Below are 19,723 nucleotides of genomic sequence, written 5' to 3'. Positions count from 1 at the left end.
TCATGCGTGCCGCCGCCCCGCCGTTCGCCCGAGGCCAGCGCCGCTGGCCGCATCCCGCCACCCGGGAATGGCTCGGTGAGCGCCTGACCGCCCTGCTGCTGCTGCCGCTGACGGTCTGGCTTGCCCTCAACCTGGCCGCCCTGCCCGCCTGCGATGCCGCCACGCTCGGGATCTGGATGACCAGGCCCATGCACTACGGACCGCTGCTGGCCTTCCTGGCGCTGACATTGCTGCATGCGCATCTCGGCCTGCGCTGCATCCTGGACGATTACGTGCATGGGCCGCTGGTCAAGCGGCTCGGACTCGGCGCCATCCGCCTGCTGCTGCTGGCCGTGCTGCTGGTGTCGGCCGCCGCCCTCTACGTACGGGCCGGGACAGGCTGATGCCCAGGGCCTACGATCCGATCGAGCACCACTACGATGTCGTGGTCGTCGGCGCCGGCGGGGCCGGGCTGCGGGCCGCGCTGGGCCTGGCCGAACGGGGGCTCAGGACCGCCTGTGTCACCAAGGTGTTCCCCACCCGCAGCCACACGGTGGCCGCCCAGGGTGGCATCAGCGCCGCGCTCGGCAACATGGGCGAGGATGACTGGCGCTGGCACATGTACGACACCATCAAGGGGTCCGACTGGCTGGGCGACCAGGACGCCATCGAATACATGTGCCGCGAAGCCATTCCCGCCATCGTCGAACTGGAACATTACGGCGTGCCGTTCTCGCGCACGGCCGAGGGCAAGATCTACCAGCGCGCCTTCGGCGGCATGACCACGCACTATGGCCAGGGCGCGGCGCAGCGCACCTGCGCCGCGGCCGACCAGACCGGCCACGCCATCCTGCACACGCTTTACCAGCAGTCACTCAAGCGCCGGGTGGAATTCTTCGTCGAGTACGTCACCCTCGACCTGCTCATGGAATCGGGCGAATGCCACGGCGTGCTCGCCTGGTGCCTGGAGGATGGCAGCCTGCACCGCTTCCGCGCCCATCAGGTCATCCTCGCCACCGGCGGCTATGGCCGCGCCTACTTTTCCTGCACCTCGGCGCACACCTGCACCGGCGACGGCAACGCCATGGCGCTACGGGCCGGACTGCCACTGCAGGACATGGAGTTCGTGCAGTTCCACCCGACCGGGATCTACGGCGCCGGCTGCCTGATCACCGAGGGTGTGCGCGGCGAGGGCGGCTATCTCACCAATGCCGATGGCGAACGCTTCATGGCGCGCTATGCGCCGCATGCCCGCGACCTGGCCTCGCGCGATGTCGTCAGCCGCGCCATCACCATCGAGATTCGCGAAGGGCGTGGCTGCGGGCCGCACAAGGACCATGTGCTCCTGCACCTGGAGCAGGTCGATCCCGCCATCATCGACGAGCGCCTGCCGGGCATCGCCGAGACTGCCCGCGTCTTTGCCGGCATCGACGTGCACCGCGCGCCGATGCCGGTCCTGCCGACCGTGCACTACAACATGGGCGGCATTCCCACCAATTGCCATGGCGAAGTGGTCACCCTGCGCGACGGCGACCCCGAGTCGGTGGTGCCGGGCCTCATGGCCATCGGCGAGGCCGCCTGCGTCTCGGTGCATGGCGCCAACCGGCTGGGCTCGAATTCGCTGCTGGACCTGGTCGTGTTCGGCCGCGCCGCGGCCCACCGCTGCGCCGAGCTGATTCGCCCGGGCCAGCCACATCCGGCACTCGCCCAGGAAGCCGAATCCGCCTGCCTGGATCGCTTCGATCGCCTGCGCCATGCCAGTGGCCAGGAACCGACCGCCGACATCCGCCTGGCCATGCAGCGCGCCATGCAGGGCCATGCCAGCGTGTTCCGCAACGGCCAGGTGTTGCAGGAGGGCCTGCTGCAACTGGCCGGGATCGCCCAGCGCTTCGACGCGGTGCGCGTCAGCGACCGTTCGCTGATCTGGAACACCGACCTGGTCGAAACCCTGGAACTGGAGAACCTGCTGCAGCAATCCCTGGTCACCGTGGCCAGCGCCCTCAACCGCCAGGAAAGCCGCGGCGCGCATGCCCGGGAGGATTTTCCCGGACGCGACGACGACAACTGGCTGAAGCACACCCTGGCCTGGCTGGACCCGCGCCGGCGGCTGCGCATCGATTACCGGCCGGTGCATCTGCATACCCTGACCCCGGAGGTGGCCGCGGTGCCACCGGCCAAACGGGTCTACTGATCCTGTCAACGCCCACGCAACAAGGCCATACCCATGGTGCAGTTCACCCTCCCTGCGCACGCGAAGGTCGTCAAGGGCCAGGATCACCCAGCCCCGGCCGGCGCCACGCGGACGCGGCGCTTCGAGGTTTACCGCTACGATCCCGACAGCGGCGGCAACCCGCGGGTGGACCGTTTCACGGTCGATCTCGACCGCTGCGGCCCCATGGTGCTGGACGCCCTGCTCGGCATCAAGAGCCAGACCGACAGCAGCCTCGCCTTCCGCCGCTCCTGCCGCGAGGGCGTGTGCGGTTCCTGCGCCATGAACATCGATGGTCGCAACACCCTGGCCTGCACCCAGGCCATCGCCGATTGCCGCCCGGTGGTCAAGGTCTACCCCCTGCCCCACCTGCCGGTGATCAAGGACCTGGTGCCGGACCTGTCGCAGGTGTACCGGCAGTATGCCGCCATCGAACCTTGGCTCAAGAACGCGTCGCCGCCCGGCGACCGGGAGCGCCTGCAATCGCATGCCGAGCGGGCGCAGCTCGACGGGCTGGTGGAGTGCATCCTGTGCGCCTGCTGCTCGACCAGCTGTCCCAGCTACTGGTGGAACGGCGACCGCTATCTCGGCCCGGCGGTGCTGCTGCAGGCCCACCGCTGGCTGCGCGACAGCCGCGACCAGGCCACGCAGGACCGGCTGGATAGCCTGGAGGACGCTTTCAGGCTGTATCGTTGCCACACCATCATGAACTGCACCGATACCTGCCCCAAGTCCCTGAATCCCGCCAGGGCCATCGCCGAAATCAAGTCCCTGATGGTGCGCCGGCCGCGCGGCGAATGAGTCCCGGGCGGCTGCGGTGGCGCTGCCGGCGCGGCATGCGCGAGCTGGATCTGCTGCTGACGCGCTACCTGGATACCGCCTATGACCGCGCCGGCCAGGCGGAGCAGGCTGCCTTCGAGGCCCTGCTGGAGCACCCCGACGAGGACCTGTGGCGCTACCTGTTCGAACAGGCGGCGCCTGCGGAAGCCCGGCTGACCGAGCTTGTCGACAAGATCCGCCGCACCGCTGCACCTCATCCCTGAGGCGTCACCGACACTGCGGGTGCTGCTGCGGCTGACCCATGGCCTGGCGATCCTGGCCTGCCTGATGACGCCGCTGCCGCTGTCGGCGCAGGCGTTCGGCGCGGTTGGCATCCTGTTCAGTCTCCACCGTCAGGGGCGACAGCCGGCAAGGGTGCGCGGCCTGACCCTGACGGCGGAGGCTGAGTGGGAAATCGTGCTGCCCGGCCAGACCCTGATGGCGCAACTGGAACCTGGCACCGTGGTCACGCCCTGGCTGGTCATCCTGCATCTGCGGTCGACCGACCGGTGCCGGCTGGCCGTGCCCATCTGGCGCGACGCGGTGGACCCCGAGTCGTTCCGGCGCCTGCGCGTCCATCTCAAGGTGCGGGGATACCAATCCACCGGGACCGCCGGGGATTGAACGGTGGCCTGCCCGGGTTGCCCCGGGCGCCGGAAAACCCGACACTGATGGCCATCCGCCACTTCAGGATCCTCGACCATGAGCGATGCCCTCCATCTCGTATGCCCGGCCTGTCACGCCGTCAACCGCCTGCCGGCCAGCCGGCTCGACCAGCAGCCGAGATGCGGACAGTGCCGCGCCCCGCTGTTCAGCGGCCAGCCCGTGGAACTGACGCAGGCCGGTTTCGCCCGCCAGATCGGCCGCAACGACATCCCCGTGCTGGTCGACTTCTGGGCGCCCTGGTGCGGGCCCTGCAAGGTGATGGCCCCGCATTTTGCCGAGGCGACCAGGCGGCTGGAGCCGCAGGTGCGCCTGGCGAAGCTCGATACCGAGGCGGAACCCGACATCGGCGGGGAGTTCCGGATCCGCAGCATCCCGACCCTGGTGCTGTTCCGCAGTGGCCGGGAAATCGCCCGCCAGTCCGGCGCCCTGGGCGCCGAGGACATCGTCCGCTGGGTGCGGCAACACCTGCCATGAGCCACCGGCCGGCCCTACGGGAGGGCCGGCTTCCCCCCCCCCCGCCAACATCGCCGGATAGCCCCGCATGCGCAAGCCCGACAACATCCAGTACTGGCTGGACGACAAGCCACCGTTGCAGATCGCCCTGATCCTGGCGATGCAGCAGATGTCCTTCCTGGCGGTCTATCTGGTGGTATCGCCGCTGTTCGCCCATACCCTGAACCTGAGCCATGAGCAGACCCTGCAGCTGATTTCCGGCACCCTGCTGGCCTCCGGTATCGGCGTGGTGCTGCAATCCTGGGGCCGCTGGGGCATCGGCTCAGGCTACTTCTGCCCGCTGCAGGCGACCTCGTCCACCTTCGGCGCCCTGGCCATGGCCAAGATCATCGGCGGCATCGAGGCGATCTTCGGCGCGGTCAGCGTGATCGGCCTGAGCCAGATCGTCTTCGGCCACATGTTTTCCCGGCTGCGCGGCATCTTCAACATCCAGGTGGCCGGCGTGGCGGTCATGCTGATCGGCCTGGGCCTGGGGCACAACGGGCTCAAGCTGATCATGGAGCCACACCCGGGCAGGATAGCCACCGGCAACGACCTCTGGATCTGCTGCCTGACGCTGGGCACCATGATCGCCTGCAATGTCTGGTCCGCGGGGTATCTGCGGCTGTTCTCGGCCTTCATCGGTCTCAGCGTCGGTGTCGCCGCCAGCCTGTGGCTGGAGACCATTCCGGCCGCATCCTGGGAACTGCTGGCGAAAACCCCGCTGTTTCTGGCACCCCGGCCACTGGGCATCGGCTGGCGCCTGGAAATCGAGACCATCGCGCCGGTGGTCCTCACCGGGCTGTTTCTGGCCCTGCATGGCTTCGGCGGCATCACCGCCGCGCAGCGCTTCAACGACGCCGACTGGAAACGGCCCGACATGCCGCTGGTCCGGCAGGGCGTGGTGGCCGAAGGGCTGACCAATGTCGTCGCCGCCGTGCTCAACGGCGTGCCGATCACCTCTAGCGGCGGCGCCGTCAGCCTGGCGGCCGCCACCGGCTGCACCAGCCGCTACCTTGCCTACTGGCTGGCGGCGATCATGACGCTGCTGGCCTTCATGCCCAAGGCGATCCTGTTCTGGGAACTGCTGCCGGAGTCGGTCATGGGCTCGGCGATGATCTTCCTGGCCTGCTTCACGACCATGGCCGGCTTGCAGATCATCGCCTCGCGCCTGCTCGACAATCGCAAGATCCTGACCATCGGCGTCGGCCTGCTGCTGGGCATCAGCTATGAGCCGCTGCGCGAGGTCTTCATGAAGAACGCGCCCGAGGTCCTCAAGCCCATGCTGTTCTCGGGCGTGGGATTCGGGGTGATGGCGGCCGTGCTGCTGTCGGCAGTGTTCCGGCTCGGCGATCACACCCGCCGGCGGCGGACCTTCGATGCCGCGCACAGCTCGATCGCCGAGGTGGCCGAATTCCTGGAGCGTCAGGGCAAAAGCTGGGGCGCGCGGGGCGATGTCGTCCGCCGCTCCGAGTACGCCACCTGGCAGGCCTTCGAGATCCTCACGGAACACGGACTGGTGCAGAGCGAGGACAGCGCCACCAAGCAGATCGAGCTGGAGACCGTGTTCAACGAGTTCTATTTCACCGTCGTGCTGCACTACCATGGCGCCGCGGTGCCCCTGGCCATGCACCCGCCGGCCCACGAGGAACTGCTGGAAAGCGACCTCGCCGTATTGCAGATGGCGGGCTACATGCTGCGCCGGCTGGCCGACCGCGTGGACATCCGTGCGACCGGCGATCAATGCGAGCTGCGGCTGGTGTTCAACGACTGAGGCAGTCCGCCCGCCGGCCGGACCCTGGCCATCCAGCCGCCGACGGGCCTAATGCCAGGATGGCTGCATGACGATGAGGAGCAGGACGAACAGCCCGTAAGCCAGGCCGGGAACGGCAGCGATGGCCAGCACGGCGATGGCGGCACCGCTCCGGCCACGGGCGCGAAGCGCATGGCCGATCGCGAGGATGGCCGCCATACCGGCGAGCAGGAACAGCCAGAGTTCGATATTGAATGCCGACACCGAGCCGTCACCGATGCCGACGAGGAAAAAGACGCCGAGCAGCGCGGCGGTCAGTGCCGCGAACGTGAAGGCGAGGCGATACAGAAGCGTGCTCCGCATCCCTGACAGGTCCTGTCCCCTGACGATGGCCCGGATGGGACGGGACTTGCCACCCGGCTGCCGGCCTCCCGCGGGACGAACCCGCCCGTTCGGCTAGCCAGGGCCGCCCGTACCCCGGGGTGCCGCGCCGCGGCGGCAACGCTCACAGTTCGTTGCGCCAGTACTGTTCCTCCTTGTCGAACAGGCGGTTGGCCTCCGCCAGGCCCCAGGAACCCGCCGGGTAGGTGTGGATGAACTCCCGCTGCGTGGCCCAGTGCTTGAGGATCGGATCGACCACCCGCCAGGCCCATTCCACCTCGTCGAAGCGGATGAAGAGCGTGCGATCGCCCTCCATGATGTCGAGCAGCAGGGTCTGGTAGGCATCCAGCTTGACCTCGTGGCCATGGCGATAGGAGGCGTTCAGCTGCACGGTATGGGTCTGCATGCCGAGACCGGGCTGCTTGGAATGGATCTCCACATGCATGCTTTCCGAGGGTTGCAGGGACAGCAGGATCCAGTTCGGCTCCAGGAACTCCAGCGGCGTCTCGCGGAACAGCTGCTGCGGCGGATGGCGGAAGCGGATGGCGATCATCGATTGCGACTTCGCCAGCCGCTTGCCGGTGCGCAGGTAGAAGGGCACTCCGCGCCAGCGCCAGTTGTCGACATAGAACTTGGCGGCGACATAGGTTTCGGTCACCGAGTTGCGTTCGACGCCGGCCTCGTCCTGATAGCCGGGCACCGAGACGCCGTTGACCACGCCCGGCCCGTACTGGGCGCGAAAGGCATGGGCATGCAGCGCCTGCTTGGGAATCGGCCGGATCGAGCGCAGCACCTTGACCTTCTCGTCGCGCAGGGCATCGGCCTCCAGCGCCGGCGGCGGCTCCATCGCCACCAGGGTCAGCAGCTGCAGCAGGTGGTTCTGCAGCATGTCGCGCAGCGCACCGGCCCGCTCGTAGTAGTCGGCCCGGGTCTCGATGCCGACATCCTCCGCCACCGTGATCTGCACGTGATCGATGAAGTTGCGGTTCCAGAGCGGCTCGACCAGCGTGTTGGCGAAACGGAACACCAGGAGGTTCTGCACCGTTTCCTTGCCCAGGTAGTGATCGATGCGGAACACCTGTTCCTCGTCGAAATGCTCGTGCAGGACCCGGTTCAGCAGCCGCGCGCTCTCGATGTCCTCGCCGAAGGGCTTCTCGACGACGATCCGGTGACGGCCGCGCGGCTTGTTCAGACCGGCCTCGTCCAGGCGGCCGATCACGGTGCCGAAATCGGAAGGCTTGATCGACAGGTAGAACACCGTATTGGCGCAGGCATCCTGATTGCATGTCATCTCGGCCAGCTTCTGGTAGAAGGCCGGATCCTGCACCTCGCCCGAGAGATAGCGGAAGCGTCTGGCGAACCGCTCGTATACGCGGCTGTTGAGATGCCCGCCGACCGCCGCGCGGATCGATTCGAGCAGATTCTCCTGCCATTGCTCGTCGGTCCAGGGCCGCCGCCCCAGCGCCACGACCGTCATCTCCGGCGGCAGGTGGCCGGACACGTCCAGGTGGTAGAGTGCCGGCAGCAGCTTGATCTTGGCCAGGTTGCCGGTGGCGCCAAAGATGACGAAATGGCAGGGAGCGATCTCGCGGGTTTCGTGCAGGGACATGTGGGGATCCTCGGATGATGGCGACAGGCAGCACCGGACGGACGGAACACGGCAACGGCACAGCCCGTCGCAAGCCGGAAGCCGTTCGCGCCGGCCCCGGTAGAATGCCCGGCAGCAAACATCACCCGATCCCGTCCGTCAGCCCCATATTAACCCGCATGTGGCGACATTTAACGTCTCGTTGCCCGAAGATGCCGCTGTCCCGCCGGCAGCGCCGCTGGCGGCTGGGCGGACTCCTGGCCGTCGCCCTCGCCTTTCCGCTGTTCGCCTGGAGCTTCAGCCTGGAAATCAGCGCCGAATTGCTGGCCTGGATCGAGCAGCGGCACGGAACCGAGACGCGCCAGCGTGTCGAACGCTGGCGGACACTGATGACCGCCGGCCAGGCGTGGGACGAGGGAAAAAAGCTGCTGGCCGTCAACGACTTCTTCAACGAGCTGGTCTTCATCGACGACCTCCGCCACTGGCGCCAGGCCGACTACTGGGCCACGCCGCTGGAGTTCCTGACCTCGGGTGGCGGCGACTGCGAGGATTTCGCCATCGCCAAATACTTCACCCTCAAGGCCATGGGCGTCGACGAGGCCAAGCTGCGCATGACCTACGTCAAGGCCCTGACGCTGAACCAGCCGCATATGGTCGTGACCTACTACGACACGCCCGAGGCCATGCCACTGGTGCTCGACAACCTCGCCGACGCCATCCGTCCGGCCAGCGAGCGCAACGACCTGGCGCCGGTCTACAGCTTCAACGGTTCCGGCCTATGGCTGGCCCGCGAACGGGGACAGGGCAAGCGCGCCGGCGACGCCGACCGGGTGGGACTATGGCAAGATTTGCTGCTACGACTCTCCCGGCCGGTCGCGGCGATGACGCCGGTCAGGTCGGGGAATCCATCCAAGTAAGACCTATGACCCTGTCGCGACAGCTCTACCTGCTCCTGGGCGCGCTCCTGCTGCTGGTATTCATCGGCTCGTTCGCCATCAGCCTGAACAACACCCGCGCCTACCTCAACCTGCAGCTGGCCTCGACGGCGCAGGATACCGCCACGTCGCTGGGCCTTTCCGTCTCCACGCAGCTGGCCAAGCAGGATCAGGCCACGCTGCAATCGATGGTGGACGCGGTGTTCGATCGCGGCGACTACCGCATCATCCGGGTGCAGGATACCGCCGGGCGCACCCTCTACGAGCGGCTGGCCCCGCTCGTCATCGATCGGGTGCCGGACTGGTTCGTGCGCGGATTCCCGCTGGAGACGCCGACGGCCGAGGCGCAGGTCATGAGGGGCTGGAGCCAGATCGGCACCCTGCAGGTGGCCAGCCATCCGGGCTACGCCTACCAGCAGCTCTGGCGCGATGCCAGCGGTACCCTGGCATGGTTTCTGGCCTGTACCCTGGTCGGCTTCGCGGTGGGCGGCGGGCTGCTGCGGCTGTTGCTGAAACCCCTGCGGGCCGTCGAAAAACAGGCGCTGGCCATTGCCCGCCGCCAGTACCCGGTGCAGGAAAAATTGCCCGGAACCCGGGAACTGCGGCGCGTCGTGCATGCCATGAACCACCTGTCGCGGCGCGTCGGCCACCTGTTCAGGGCCCAGGCCGCGCTGATCGAAAGACTCCAGCACGACAATTACATCGACCCGGTCACCGGCCTCGGCAATCGCCGCCAGTTCGACCAGCAGCTTGACCACCTGCTGCGCTCGCCCGACGAGTTCGCCGGCGGCAGCCTCCTGCTGCTGGCCTGGCGCGACTTCAAGGCCTACAACGACGAACACGGCTATGCCGCCGGCGATGCCCTGCTGCGCCGGACGGCCGAGGTGCTGGGCGCGACCTGCGGCCCGGTTGCCCGCTTGCTGTGCCGCCTGGGTGGCGCCGACTTTGCCGTCCTGGTGAACGAAACCGGGCGGCCAGCGGTGACTGAACTGGCACAGCGCATCCTCCACGGGCTGCGGCCGGCAACGGAGCATGGCGCCGCGCCCGGTCGGCACCTCGCCGACATCGGCCTGACCCTCTGCCATCCCGGCGAACCGGCCGGCATCATCCTGGGACGGGCGGATCAGGCGCTGCGCGCCGCGCAGCAAGGCGGCGCCGATGCCTTCGCCTGGGCCCACGAAGCGGCCCCGATGGCACCACAAGGCAGCGCCGGCGCGCAGGCATGGCGCCAGCGGATACAGCGTTATCTGGTGGAACATGCGCTCTGCATCACCCTGCAACCGGTCGCCGATACCCGCCAGGCGGGCGGCTGGCTGCATCACGAGGTGCTGCTGCGGGCCCGCGAGACCGATGGCAGCCTGGTGCCGGCCGGCGCCTTCCTGTTCATGGCCGAGCGAACCGGCCTGAGCCAGGCCCTGGACCGGCGGGTCGTCGAGCTGGCCGCCGACTGGCTGGCGTCGGCGCAGCCGCCTGTGCCCGGGCGGATCGCCATCAACCTCAATCCCGCCGCCATCGCCGACGCGCACTTCGTCGACTGGCTGACCGGCTTCGTGGCGGCCCGGAACATCGCCGGCCAGCTGGTTTTCGAGCTGCCGGAGCGAGGCGTGACCCGCCATCCCCGGCAGGTCCGCGACTTCGCCGGGAAACTGGCGAAAGTGGGCAGCGCCCTGGCCGTCGATCATGTGCTCGGGCTGTCCTCCTTCAACGATCTGCGTCCGCTCAAGCCGGCCTACGTGAAACTGGACGGCAGCCATACGCGCAGCCTGCCGGACGACCCCGACAGCGGGCTGCTGATCCAGGCGCTGGCCGGGCTGGCCCATGCCATGGGCGCGCGACTGATCGCCGAGGCGGTGGAAACGGCGGAGCAAGAACGCCAGCTGAAGGCGCTCAACGTGGATGGCCTGCAGGGTTATTGGATCGGCGAGCCACGGCTCCCGTGAGCGACCCGCATCCGCGCCGTCGGCCCGGACTCAAGCGGCGAAGGTGCGCTCGCCGGGCCAGCCGAGCGCCTCGGTCAGTTCGCTCAGGAACACCCGCTCGCCCTCGCTGACGCGCTCGCCACCAAACCCCAGGATGCCGCCCTCGCTGGCAGCCCGGGTCACGCGCTGCGCCAAATCCATCAGGAATCCGGCGTAGGCCTTGGCGTCGTCGGTGCCACGCCTGGCCTGCACGATGGCCAAGGCCGCGCGGCTCTTGCCGACCGCCTGCTGCTGGAGATACGCCGGCATTTCCCCGGCATCGATCGACTGCGCGTCCTGCCGGACCTCCTCCACGGCCGCCCGCATCTCTTCCTGGTCGCAGATCGCCCGCAGCAAGGGATTGTTGCCCTTGAGCGCCTCGACCAGGGCACCGGCCGGGGCGATGGTCTCCTTCAGGGTCCCGAGCAGACCGCTGCCGGAGGCGGTGGTCGCGGCCGCCACGACCCAGTGCGGCGCATTGCGGACGGTGCGCCATTCGGCGGTGGAAAAGTCTGCTCGCGTCGCCATGTCAGGCCTCCTGGTGCATTGCGGATCGTGTGTGAAAGCCGGCCGCCAGGCCAGCGACATCATCCATGCCGGAGCGGCGACATGCCTGCCCGCCACCCGGCTGAAGGATAATGTACACCGTCCCGCCGGCCACCCCGCCCGACAGGGTGCCCCGGAGCGGGTTTCCCTGGCGGGGCGGGGGCGGGGCCGGTCCCGTTCCCTGTTCTTTTCGACAACGGCACACACAATCAGGAGTCCATCATGCGCCACCCGACCATCATGCCCCTCTGTTGCCTGGCTTTCGCCGCCCTCCTGGCGGGCTGCGCCAGCGACAAGCCCCTGCCTCCACCCCAGGCGCCCAAACCCCTGTCCGGCGAGCAGATCCTGCGCGAGAGCCAGGGCATGGCCCAGCTGGGCCAGCGCTACAAGGAAGGGGAAAGCATGGCGCAGGAGGGCGAGAAGCTCATCGAGCAGGCCAACCAGCAGATCGCCGAGGGCCGGCGCCTGATCGATGAAGGCCGGCGCATCATGCAGGAAGCGGAACAGGGCTACGGCGCCATCAAGCAATAAACCCGGGGCCGATGACAGCGGGAACCCGCCGGCGGCTGGTGTAACATGCCCGCCTCTCAGTCTCCGCAGGATAAACCGCCATGCCCGCCTATCCCCGCCAAGAACTCGAAGCCATGGTCGAACGCTGGCTCGCCGCCAATCGCGACTCCGAACGTGCCGGCGACTGGGTGAAAAGCCTGGGCCAGATGTATGCCGAGGACGCCGAATACAGCTGGAACATGGGCCCCAACCGCGAGTTCGTCGCCCGCGGCCGCCGGCAGATCGAGGAATGGGCGCTGGGCGCGCACATGGAGGGCTTCGAGAAGTGGCGCTATCCCTACGACAGCATCCTGATCGACGAACAGCGCGGCGAGGTCATCGGCATCTGGCGGCAGGTCGCGCCGGTCAAGCGCGACGACGGCAGTGATTATGAGGTGGCCGGCCTGGGCGGCAGCTGGTTCCGCTATGGCGGCGATTATCAATGGGCCTGGCAGAAGGACTTCTTCGACCTCGGCAACGTCAAGGCCCTGTTCATGGAACTGGCCGCGGACGGCAAGCTGGAACCGCCGGTCAAGCAGAAGCTGCGTCGTCTGGCCTGGGGATTGAAGTTGCCCGGCGTCGATCCCATCCGGCCGGACCTGAAACCCTGGCAGAAGCTCAAGGGCGTGCTCGCCATGCTCGGGATCGTGCTGCTGGGACGTTGAGATCCACGCGCCGGCGGCCGGCCTCCGGGCAACCTTTGCGCCCGCCCGGGGTCCTACCGCTGCCCGCGGGGTGCGAGCCCTGCCGGCTCGCCATAACCGAGCGCCGGTCCGACAGGTGGTACCGGCGCCATGTCCACCTCACCGCACAGGAGAATGTCATGAGGAAGCAACTGTTGTCCCTGCTGACCGCCGGTTTCATTGCCGGCCTGCTGGGCACCACCCAGGTCCTGGCCGAAGACCACAAGGCCGAGGCCACCAAGCATGCCCTGGCCGCCGCCGAGAGCGGCAAGAAGGGCGATGCGGCCGCCGTTGGCGAGCACGCCGCCGCGGCGAAGACCCATGCCGAGGCGGCGCAGGCCGAGAAGCCCAACGCGCACCTCGATGCCGGCATCAAGAACCTCAACGATGCCATCGAGCATGCCAAGATGGGGCACGCCGACATCGCCGGCGAGGCTGCCGACGCCGCGGCCACCCACCTGAAAGCCGCGGAAAAGTCGTTCTGATCTGACCGGCCGTCCGCCGACACCACCGACCCAATGGCGAGCGGGAACCATCGCTTCCGTTCGCCGTTGCGCATCCTCCGGGATGCCGCCCCATGGCGCGGCAACAACAGCGCCGCGTCCCGGAATTTGCCGCAACTTCCGGTGCACACCACGGAACCTGTTGCGACATGGGCAGTCGAAGGGTTCGTAAGCTCCTCTCTCGAGTCACAGAAAACCCGGTCCCCGCGCCGGGTTTTTTGTGCGCTATAGTCGCTGCCGACATCCGGCACGGCCGCCGCCCAGACCGCCGACCCGATCACACCCTCAAACTTCACCGGGAGGACATCCGATGAAAACGATTCGCTGCTGGTCGCTTGCGCTGCTGCTTGGCGGCATCAGCTCCGCCCTGCTCGCCTATGGTGGCGGCGGTGGCGGTGGCGACAGCTGCCCCGAGCCGCAGTTTTTCCGCGCCACGCCCGCCAACGACGCCGTGGTAACGGCGCTGACCGAGTTCAGCATCAGCGCGTCCGAGAACACCGACCTCGCCAGCCTCGACCTGCGCGTCAATGGTGATAAGGTACAGCCCACCATCACGCCGCAGCGCTCGGGCGACACGCGGATCGAATTTCGGCCGGCATCACCGATCGCGACCGCCGGCCGGGTTCGCATCACCCTGCGCGCCAGAAGCCGGGAGGGCTGCGAGGCCTTCCTGCCGATTTACGTGAACATCCGGCCCTGAGCCGATCCCGCCGCCGGGCGGCAACCGTCTTGATCCCCACCGAGCAAGGAGAAAATCCCATGACCGACGAACCCACCATCGCGCAGAAAGCCCCCTGCCCCGTCGACGTCGAGGCCGGCAAAACCTATTACTGGTGCGCCTGTGGCAAGAGCGCCAAACAGCCCTTCTGCGACGGCAGCCACAAGGGGTCGGCCTTCGCGCCGGTCCAGTTCGTACCCGAGCAGACCGGCAAGGTCTGGTTTTGCGGCTGCAAGCACAGCCATAAAGGCGCACTCTGCGACGGAACCCACAAGACGCTCTGACCCCATGGACGAACCGGGCGGCGACACCGCGTCGACCGGTTCGGCGCCTGCCTCGCCCGGGACGGACCATCGTCCGCACCCTTTCCTTCCTGCTACCGGACTCCTGCGGCCTCCAGGCCATTGCGGCGGAACATGAGCAAGCTACTGACCGCGATCCTGCTGCTGGCCGCCCTGTCGTGGAGCACGTTCGAGATTTTCGACGCCCATCTCGACCAGGCGCGCGGCCGAACCCGGCATCTGCTCCAGGGGATCGTGCGCCTGAAGGTCGAGCATCTGGTGCGCTGGCGCCGCGATCGCCTGGCCGACGCCGAGGTCATGCGCGCGCACGCGCCGGTGATGGAAAAGCTGCGCCACTGCCTGCAGGGCACCCGCGACAACCGGCTGCTGGAGGAACTCCGCGGCTATTTCGAGGCGCTGATCCAGCAGCATGGCTACCATGACGTGCTGGTTGTCGATACCGGCGGCTCCATCCACTTCCGCGCCGGCGCCACGGCCGTCGACCGGCTGACCGGAGAAATCGAGGCGGCCGTGCGGGAAGCCTGGCAGCATCGTCGCGCCACGCTGTCCGACATTCATCTCAGCGATGCCTACCCGCAACCGCATCTGGCCCTGGTGGCGCCGGTCTTCGATCGCCAGGATCCGGTCGGCGCGGTCATCTTCCTCATCGACGCGCGGCGGAACCTCTTTCCGCTGGTCGACAGCTGGCCGACGCCCAGCCAGAGTGGCGAATCGCTGCTGGTCCGCCGCGACGGCGACCAGCTGCTGTATCTGAATGACCCCAGGCACCGGCCCGGCGCGGCGCTCGGCGTGCGGCTGCCGGCGACCGGGAGCGCCGGCAGCGGTGCTGCGTCCGAAAGGGATGCGGCGGCCAAGGAACTGGACTACCGGGGCATCCCGGTGATCAGCGCCAGCCTGCCCGTGCCCGATTCATCGTGGATACTGGGCGCGAAGATGGACCGGGCAGAGGTCGACGCCCAGGGACGGCGGGAGGCCCTGTACCTCGCCAGCCTGCTGGTCACCGCGGTCGCCCTGGTGGCCTGCCTCGCCCTGCTGGCCTGGCAATGCCGCAGCAAGCGCCATCTAGCGGTCCTGCGGGGCGCGGAAATGGACAAGCTGCGCAGCCTCGCCCAGTTCCAGACCCTGTTCGAACAGAGCCCGGACGGCATCCTGCTGCTGGATGGCGACCAGCGCTTCCTGGATGCCAACCCCGCCGCGCGCAGGATGCTGGACCAGTCGCAGGCAGCGTTGCAGTCGCTCCGGCTGCCCGAACTCCTGCCGCAGCTGGCACCCGGCAATCTGCCAGCGGCGGTCGAATCCTTCCAGCCCGGCGCCTCGCACCACCTGGAGTGCGAGCATCGCCGCCCGGATGGCGCCACCTTCCTCAGCGAGATCGACATCAAGGTATTCGCGCCGGACCGCTGTTTCGTGATCCTGCGTGACATCACCGAGCGCAAGCGCATGGAGGACGCGCTGCGGGAGCGGGAGCAGACCCTGCAGGTGGTGATGGACACCATTGCCGAGGTGTTCTGGATGACCGATTACCCGTTCACCCGGGTGCTCTTCGTCAGCCCCGCCTTCGAAACCATCTGGCAGCGCCCCATGCATCAGGTCTGCCGGAATCCGGCAGACCTGATCACCGCCATTCACCCGGACGACCGGGCCATCGTCGAGGCCGTGCTAGCCAGGCCCCAGCCGGAACCGTTCGATCACGAATACCGCATCGTCCGCCCCGATGGCAGCATCCGCTGGATCCGCGATCGCGGCTATCCGGTCGTCGAGGCCGACGGTCGGGTAAGACTCCTGGCGGGCGTGGCGGAGGACATCACCGAGCGCAAGCACCAGGACCTGCAACAGAAGCTCAGCCAGTTTGCCCTGGAAAGCGCCTCCGACCTCATCGGCTGGGTACGTCCCGACAGCAGCATCGCCTATATCAACCAGTCCGGCTGCCGCCTGCTGGGCTACCGGCTGGACGAGCTGCAACGGATGACGGTGCCGGATATCGACGGCAACTACGGCAACGCCAGCTGGGGAGAGCACTGGGCGGCCCTCAAGCAGGCGGGTTCGCTGACCTTCGAGTCGGTGCACAGAACCCGGGAAGGACGGCTGATCCCGGTCGAAGTCAACGCCAACTACTTCGTCTTTCAGGGCGAGGAATACAACTGCGCCTTCATCCGCGACATCACCCAGCGCAAGGCCGCGGAAAAGGCCTTGCAGACCCTCAACCAGGAGCTGGAAAACCGTGTCGAGCAGCGGACCGCCGAACTGGCCCGCAGCCAGCAGCGGCTGCAGGTCAGCGAGGAGCGGCTGCGGCTGGCGCTCGACGGCGCCCATCTGGGCGCCTGGCACTGGGACATGTCCAGCGACGTCATCGAATGGTCGCCAACCGCCCTGGCGCTCGCGGGTTTCACGCCCGGCTCGCAGCCCAGCCGCGCGGCATGGTGGGCGCGCATCCATCCCGAGGACGCCACGCGCCTGCGCCAGGCGCTGGACCGGGCCATTGCCAGCGGCACCGACCTGTCGCAGGAATATCGCCTGTACTGGCCCGATGGCAGCGAACGCTGGCTGGCCTCGACCGGCCGGGTGATCTACGACGAGCAGAGCAGCCCGCTGCGCCTGGAAGGCATCAGCAGCGACATCACCGAACGCAAGCGCGCCGAGCAGGCCATCCGCGACCTCAATGCCAACCTGGAGCGCAAGGTGGAGGAACGCACCGCCCAGTTGGCCGCCGCCAGCGCCGCCAAGAGCCAGTTCCTGGCGCACATGAGCCATGAGATCCGCACGCCCATGAATGCGATCCTCGGTTTCGCCCAGATCCTCGAGCAGGACGGCCTGGCGCCCGGGCAGCGCAAGCTGGTGACGAAGATGCGCCAGGCCGGCGACATTCTGCTCAACATCATCAACGACATCCTCGATTTCTCGAAGATCGAGGCTGGCGAGCTCCGCATCGATTCGCAGCACTTCAGCCTGTCATCGCTGCTGAATCGGGTCATGCAGCTGCTGCGCCAGCAGGCCGAGGCCAAGGGACTGGAGCTGCGGGTGCAGGGCGATATCGCCGCCCACGACAGCCTGGAAGGCGACCCCTTGCGACTGGAGCAGATCCTGATCAACCTGACCAGCAATGCCGTCAAGTTCACCGAGCGCGGCGCGATCAGCCTGACTGTCGTCACCCTCGACAACAACGCCGGCCAGACGCGGCTGCGCTTCGAGGTCCGCGATACTGGCATCGGCATTCCCGCCGAGGTGCTGGCACGGCTGTTCCAGCCGTTCACCCAGGCCGACGCCAGCATCACCCGGCGCTTCGGCGGCACCGGCCTGGGACTGTCGATCAGCAAGCGGCTGGTCGAGCTGATGGGCGGGCAGCTGGGTGTCGAGAGCGAACTGGGACGCGGCAGCACCTTCTGGTTCGAGCTGCCGTTTGCCCGCCACCGGACCGCGGCGGCAAGCGCCGCGCCCGATCACCCGGCACTGCCGTCGCCGGAAGGCCAGCTGCGGGGATTGCGGATCCTGGCCGTGGACGACAACCGCACCAATCGCCTGCTGGCCGAGCGTGCCCTGGCCCTGACCGGCGCGGACGTGATGCTGGCCGTCAACGGCGAGGAGGCGCTGGAACACCTGCGGGCGAATCCGGAGGCCTTCGACATGGTGCTGATGGACATCCAGATGCCGGTCATGGACGGCCTGGCGGCGACCCGCGCCATACGCCAGCACGACGCCCTGACCCATCTGCCCGTCATCGCCCTCACCGCCGGAGTGCTACCCGAGGAGCGCGACGCCGCCCTGGCCGCCGGCATGGACGATTTCCTCACCAAGCCGCTGGACATCCAGCAACTCACCATTGTCCTGGGGCGCTATCGATCCGGTCGTCTTTGACCTGGCAAGAATGCCTTCGGCCCGGCCGGCCGGTCCCGGCGACCCGTCGGCACCTAGTTGCGGGATTTCTCCCGCCTCAGGCTCCCCGGGCGATAGCCGTACTTCCTGGTGAAGGCATTGCTGAAATGACTGACGCTGGAATAGCCCAAGCGGGCCGCCAGCACCTTTAACCGCGTGTCGCTGCCCCGCAAGGCCGCATGCGCCGCCTCCAGCCGCTGGCCGGTAGCGTAGGCATGGATCGACTGCCCGTATTGCTGCCTGAACAGCGCGTTCATCGACCGCTCCGACAGGCCATAACGCCTGGCCAGCGCGTCCAGACACGGCACCGCCCCCTCCAGCCGGTCCAGTTCCTCGCGCAGCCGCCTGACGACCCGGATCCTGCGCGCTTCCCGCCCGGTATCGCGGGCCAGATGGTCGGCCAACGCCACGATGAAGTCCAGCACCCTGGCCTGGGCATGCAGTTTGCGCAAGTTGCCGGCCAGATGATCGGCGAAGCAGGATTGCAGTATCGCCGTGATGTATTTCGGCACAGTGCGCACGCTGGCCGGCGGGGGCTGGCCCAGGCCCAGGCTCGCCAACAGGTTCCCCACGGTTGGCTGCCCCAGGTAACGCCGCAGCCTGGACGCCCTCACCCCCACCTCCACTGTCGTCGACGTATCCGCCCAGTGCTGGTGATCGATGCGGTCCATGTGCTGAAAGACGCACGCGCCGGGATCGTGTGCCAGCCAGACATCCAGCCGGCGGTCATGCAGTACCCCCGGCCCTGCCGAGCCGTCTGCACGAACAGCACCGGCTCGCTGAACTCGGTCACCACTTCCGACACCGGCCGCAGGCCTGCCGCCTCCCCCGGCTCGAAATGATGCACAACCCGGCACAGGTGAATCCCGAACGGCAGGTCCAGCATTTCGACCCAGCCGTGCCCCTCGCCTTGCCGGAACGGCAACTCGGTTCTGCGCGGTTCCTTCCGGCCTGCCTTGATCAGCATCGGCTCGCTACCCGGTTCGCTGAGCCAGCGGATGTTCATCTGCGCCGTCACGGACTCCCCGCGCGGTACCGTGGCCGCGAAACGGCGATGCCGGGGGACGTCACTTTCCGCATAAACGGTTCCGCTTTTTGCATAAGAACCTTCATTGAACATCAATGACCACAGTCTAGAATAGGGGACACGCAGAACTGAGCCAGCCCCAGGCCCATGCCGCCGAAATTTCCGCGAACCCCATGCCAAGGATCCCGTGCCGACCGCAGCGAATCGTCATCCGGTCGTGGCATGAAGCATCCGCCGTTCCCGGCAATGCCGATGCCAGGCGGGTCTGTGGCCCGGCAATCGACCCCACGGTCGCCGCCCACGGGGACAAGCCGGGATGCGGGAGAAACGGGAGCATCGCCGCCAGCAGACACGCCATACCCGCCCGCCCATCTGCGGCGCATTACCTGTCCGTAACCCCGAAGGAGAATCATCGCGCCATTTCAGCAGGGAATTCGTTTGCCGGAAGCGCTCGCCCACAGCCGCATGGGCGGGCCATCCAAGAACGGCAATCATCATGCCGCCATACACAAAGGAGAACCTCATGCCAAGCCACCGCATTGCCGCAAAAGCCATAATCGCCAGCAGCCTCCTGTTGGGTAGCCTGTCCCCGGGAACCGCACCCGCGGCGCCCCTCAATCGCCTTGTGTCATTCTCGAAAAAGCTGTGCGATTCCAATGCGCCCGGCGCGCGTTGCGATGCCACGCAACCGGCTTTGCCGACCACCTTCACGGTCGTTTCCAGAATCGGTCACAGAAAGGTTAAC

General features: G+C 67.7%; 21 protein-coding genes. 16 read left to right on the top strand and 5 right to left on the bottom strand.

Annotated elements, in window-relative coordinates; all coding sequences use genetic code 11:
• Positions 1–2: 2 nt before the first annotated feature.
• The 7 genes from sdhD (at position 3) to ACYQ1H_RS08995 (ending at position 5,939) form a co-directional block, all read left to right on the top strand.
• Positions 3–383: a succinate dehydrogenase, hydrophobic membrane anchor protein gene (gene sdhD, locus ACYQ1H_RS09025; RefSeq protein WP_460027714.1), complete on the top strand. Its 381-nt coding sequence runs from the start codon at positions 3–5 to the stop codon at positions 381–383.
• Positions 383–2,170: a succinate dehydrogenase flavoprotein subunit gene (gene sdhA / locus ACYQ1H_RS09020; protein WP_460027713.1), complete on the top strand. Its 1,788-nt coding sequence runs from the start codon at positions 383–385 to the stop codon at positions 2,168–2,170. Before sdhD ends, sdhA begins: the two co-directional genes overlap by 1 nt.
• Before the next feature lie 33 nt (positions 2,171–2,203).
• Positions 2,204–2,989 carry a succinate dehydrogenase iron-sulfur subunit gene (locus tag ACYQ1H_RS09015; RefSeq protein ID WP_460027712.1) on the top strand — a complete coding sequence of 262 codons (786 nt, stop codon included), beginning with the start codon at positions 2,204–2,206 and terminating at the stop codon, positions 2,987–2,989.
• Positions 2,990–3,024: 35 nt separating this feature from the next.
• On the top strand, positions 3,025–3,231 hold the full coding sequence (locus ACYQ1H_RS09010) for an FAD assembly factor SdhE (RefSeq protein ID WP_460027711.1): 207 nt from the start codon (positions 3,025–3,027) through the stop codon (positions 3,229–3,231).
• Entirely contained in the window at positions 3,191–3,631 is a 441-nt protein-coding gene (locus ACYQ1H_RS09005; RefSeq protein WP_460027710.1) for a protein YgfX, read from the top strand. Before ACYQ1H_RS09010 ends, ACYQ1H_RS09005 begins: the two co-directional genes overlap by 41 nt.
• A 78-nt stretch (positions 3,632–3,709) precedes the next feature.
• Positions 3,710–4,147, top strand: coding sequence for a thioredoxin TrxC (gene trxC, locus ACYQ1H_RS09000; RefSeq protein WP_460027709.1), 438 nt, complete (start codon positions 3,710–3,712; stop codon positions 4,145–4,147).
• Positions 4,148–4,214: 67 nt separating this feature from the next.
• Entirely contained in the window at positions 4,215–5,939 is a 1,725-nt protein-coding gene (locus ACYQ1H_RS08995) for a solute carrier family 23 protein (RefSeq protein WP_460027708.1), read from the top strand.
• Between the two features lie 48 nt (positions 5,940–5,987).
• On the opposite strand, the gene ACYQ1H_RS08990 is transcribed toward ACYQ1H_RS08995, so the two are convergent.
• Both ACYQ1H_RS08990 and zwf read right to left on the bottom strand, forming a co-directional pair.
• Entirely contained in the window at positions 5,988–6,281 is a 294-nt protein-coding gene (locus ACYQ1H_RS08990; RefSeq protein ID WP_460027707.1) for a hypothetical protein, read from the bottom strand.
• 142 nt (positions 6,282–6,423) lie between these two features.
• A complete protein-coding gene (zwf, locus tag ACYQ1H_RS08985) occupies positions 6,424–7,908 on the bottom strand; it encodes a glucose-6-phosphate dehydrogenase (RefSeq protein ID WP_460027706.1) in 1,485 nt (494 codons plus the stop codon).
• A gap of 158 nt (positions 7,909–8,066) precedes the next feature.
• Here zwf and ACYQ1H_RS08980 point away from each other — a divergent pair, with 158 nt between their 5' ends.
• Positions 8,067–8,804 (top strand): transglutaminase-like cysteine peptidase, encoded by a 738-nt coding sequence (locus tag ACYQ1H_RS08980; RefSeq protein ID WP_460027705.1) that lies wholly within the window; start codon positions 8,067–8,069, stop codon positions 8,802–8,804.
• 5 nt (positions 8,805–8,809) lie between these two features.
• Complete coding sequence (locus ACYQ1H_RS08975) at positions 8,810–10,762, top strand: EAL domain-containing protein (protein WP_460027704.1); 1,953 nt, start codon at positions 8,810–8,812, stop codon at positions 10,760–10,762.
• A 30-nt stretch (positions 10,763–10,792) separates the two neighbouring features.
• Here the strand turns inward: ACYQ1H_RS08975 and ACYQ1H_RS08970 are convergent, their stop codons facing one another.
• Complete coding sequence (locus tag ACYQ1H_RS08970) at positions 10,793–11,308, bottom strand: hypothetical protein (protein WP_460027703.1); 516 nt, start codon at positions 11,306–11,308, stop codon at positions 10,793–10,795.
• Between the two features lie 240 nt (positions 11,309–11,548).
• Between ACYQ1H_RS08970 and ACYQ1H_RS08965 the strand changes: the two genes are divergently transcribed.
• The 6 genes from ACYQ1H_RS08965 (at position 11,549) to ACYQ1H_RS08940 (ending at position 17,933) form a co-directional block, all read left to right on the top strand.
• On the top strand, positions 11,549–11,857 hold the full coding sequence (locus tag ACYQ1H_RS08965; RefSeq protein WP_460027702.1) for a hypothetical protein: 309 nt from the start codon (positions 11,549–11,551) through the stop codon (positions 11,855–11,857).
• An 80-nt stretch (positions 11,858–11,937) separates the two neighbouring features.
• On the top strand, positions 11,938–12,540 hold the full coding sequence (locus ACYQ1H_RS08960) for a nuclear transport factor 2 family protein (protein WP_460027701.1): 603 nt from the start codon (positions 11,938–11,940) through the stop codon (positions 12,538–12,540).
• A 158-nt stretch (positions 12,541–12,698) separates the two neighbouring features.
• Positions 12,699–13,043, top strand: a complete 345-nt coding sequence (smbP, locus tag ACYQ1H_RS08955) for a small metal-binding protein SmbP (protein ID WP_460027700.1) — start codon at positions 12,699–12,701, stop codon at positions 13,041–13,043.
• A gap of 328 nt (positions 13,044–13,371) precedes the next feature.
• The gene (locus ACYQ1H_RS08950) at positions 13,372–13,761 is read left to right on the top strand and encodes a hypothetical protein (protein ID WP_460027699.1); all 390 of its coding nucleotides are present in this window, start codon (positions 13,372–13,374) and stop codon (positions 13,759–13,761) included.
• A gap of 59 nt (positions 13,762–13,820) precedes the next feature.
• Positions 13,821–14,063 carry a CDGSH iron-sulfur domain-containing protein gene (locus ACYQ1H_RS08945; protein WP_460027698.1) on the top strand — a complete coding sequence of 81 codons (243 nt, stop codon included), beginning with the start codon at positions 13,821–13,823 and terminating at the stop codon, positions 14,061–14,063.
• Positions 14,064–14,195: 132 nt separating this feature from the next.
• Entirely contained in the window at positions 14,196–17,933 is a 3,738-nt protein-coding gene (locus ACYQ1H_RS08940; protein WP_460027697.1) for a PAS domain S-box protein, read from the top strand.
• 53 nt (positions 17,934–17,986) lie between these two features.
• On the opposite strand, the gene ACYQ1H_RS08935 is transcribed toward ACYQ1H_RS08940, so the two are convergent.
• Positions 17,987–18,523: a helix-turn-helix transcriptional regulator gene (locus tag ACYQ1H_RS08935; RefSeq protein WP_460027696.1), complete on the bottom strand. Its 537-nt coding sequence runs from the start codon at positions 18,521–18,523 to the stop codon at positions 17,987–17,989.
• Positions 18,524–18,561: 38 nt separating this feature from the next.
• The gene (locus tag ACYQ1H_RS08930; RefSeq protein ID WP_460027695.1) at positions 18,562–19,071 is read right to left on the bottom strand and encodes a hypothetical protein; all 510 of its coding nucleotides are present in this window, start codon (positions 19,069–19,071) and stop codon (positions 18,562–18,564) included.
• Between the two features lie 430 nt (positions 19,072–19,501).
• On the opposite strand from ACYQ1H_RS08930, the gene ACYQ1H_RS08925 reads away from it, so the two are divergent.
• A partial coding sequence (locus ACYQ1H_RS08925) for a hypothetical protein (protein WP_460027694.1) occupies positions 19,502–19,723 on the top strand: 222 nt, incomplete at its 3' end.

This window comes from Methyloparacoccus murrellii, assembly GCF_054657115.1.
This window is presented reverse-complemented; position numbering and strand designations above follow the sequence as displayed.

Coding starts and splice junctions, on each gene's coding strand:
- sdhD (WP_460027714.1), top strand. CDS start 3: ATGCGTGCCGCCGCCCCGCCGTTCGCCCGAGGCCAGCGCCGCTGGCCG.
- sdhA (WP_460027713.1), top strand. CDS start 383: ATGCCCAGGGCCTACGATCCGATCGAGCACCACTACGATGTCGTGGTC.
- ACYQ1H_RS09015 (WP_460027712.1), top strand. CDS start 2,204: ATGGTGCAGTTCACCCTCCCTGCGCACGCGAAGGTCGTCAAGGGCCAG.
- ACYQ1H_RS09010 (WP_460027711.1), top strand. CDS start 3,025: ATGCGCGAGCTGGATCTGCTGCTGACGCGCTACCTGGATACCGCCTAT.
- trxC (WP_460027709.1), top strand. CDS start 3,710: ATGAGCGATGCCCTCCATCTCGTATGCCCGGCCTGTCACGCCGTCAAC.
- ACYQ1H_RS08995 (WP_460027708.1), top strand. CDS start 4,215: ATGCGCAAGCCCGACAACATCCAGTACTGGCTGGACGACAAGCCACCG.
- ACYQ1H_RS08990 (WP_460027707.1), bottom strand. CDS start 6,281: ATGCGGAGCACGCTTCTGTATCGCCTCGCCTTCACGTTCGCGGCACTG.
- zwf (WP_460027706.1), bottom strand. CDS start 7,908: ATGTCCCTGCACGAAACCCGCGAGATCGCTCCCTGCCATTTCGTCATC.
- ACYQ1H_RS08980 (WP_460027705.1), top strand. CDS start 8,067: ATGTGGCGACATTTAACGTCTCGTTGCCCGAAGATGCCGCTGTCCCGC.
- ACYQ1H_RS08975 (WP_460027704.1), top strand. CDS start 8,810: ATGACCCTGTCGCGACAGCTCTACCTGCTCCTGGGCGCGCTCCTGCTG.
- ACYQ1H_RS08970 (WP_460027703.1), bottom strand. CDS start 11,308: ATGGCGACGCGAGCAGACTTTTCCACCGCCGAATGGCGCACCGTCCGC.
- ACYQ1H_RS08965 (WP_460027702.1), top strand. CDS start 11,549: ATGCGCCACCCGACCATCATGCCCCTCTGTTGCCTGGCTTTCGCCGCC.
- ACYQ1H_RS08960 (WP_460027701.1), top strand. CDS start 11,938: ATGCCCGCCTATCCCCGCCAAGAACTCGAAGCCATGGTCGAACGCTGG.
- smbP (WP_460027700.1), top strand. CDS start 12,699: ATGAGGAAGCAACTGTTGTCCCTGCTGACCGCCGGTTTCATTGCCGGC.
- ACYQ1H_RS08950 (WP_460027699.1), top strand. CDS start 13,372: ATGAAAACGATTCGCTGCTGGTCGCTTGCGCTGCTGCTTGGCGGCATC.
- ACYQ1H_RS08945 (WP_460027698.1), top strand. CDS start 13,821: ATGACCGACGAACCCACCATCGCGCAGAAAGCCCCCTGCCCCGTCGAC.
- ACYQ1H_RS08940 (WP_460027697.1), top strand. CDS start 14,196: ATGAGCAAGCTACTGACCGCGATCCTGCTGCTGGCCGCCCTGTCGTGG.
- ACYQ1H_RS08930 (WP_460027695.1), bottom strand. CDS start 19,071: ATGTTCAATGAAGGTTCTTATGCAAAAAGCGGAACCGTTTATGCGGAA.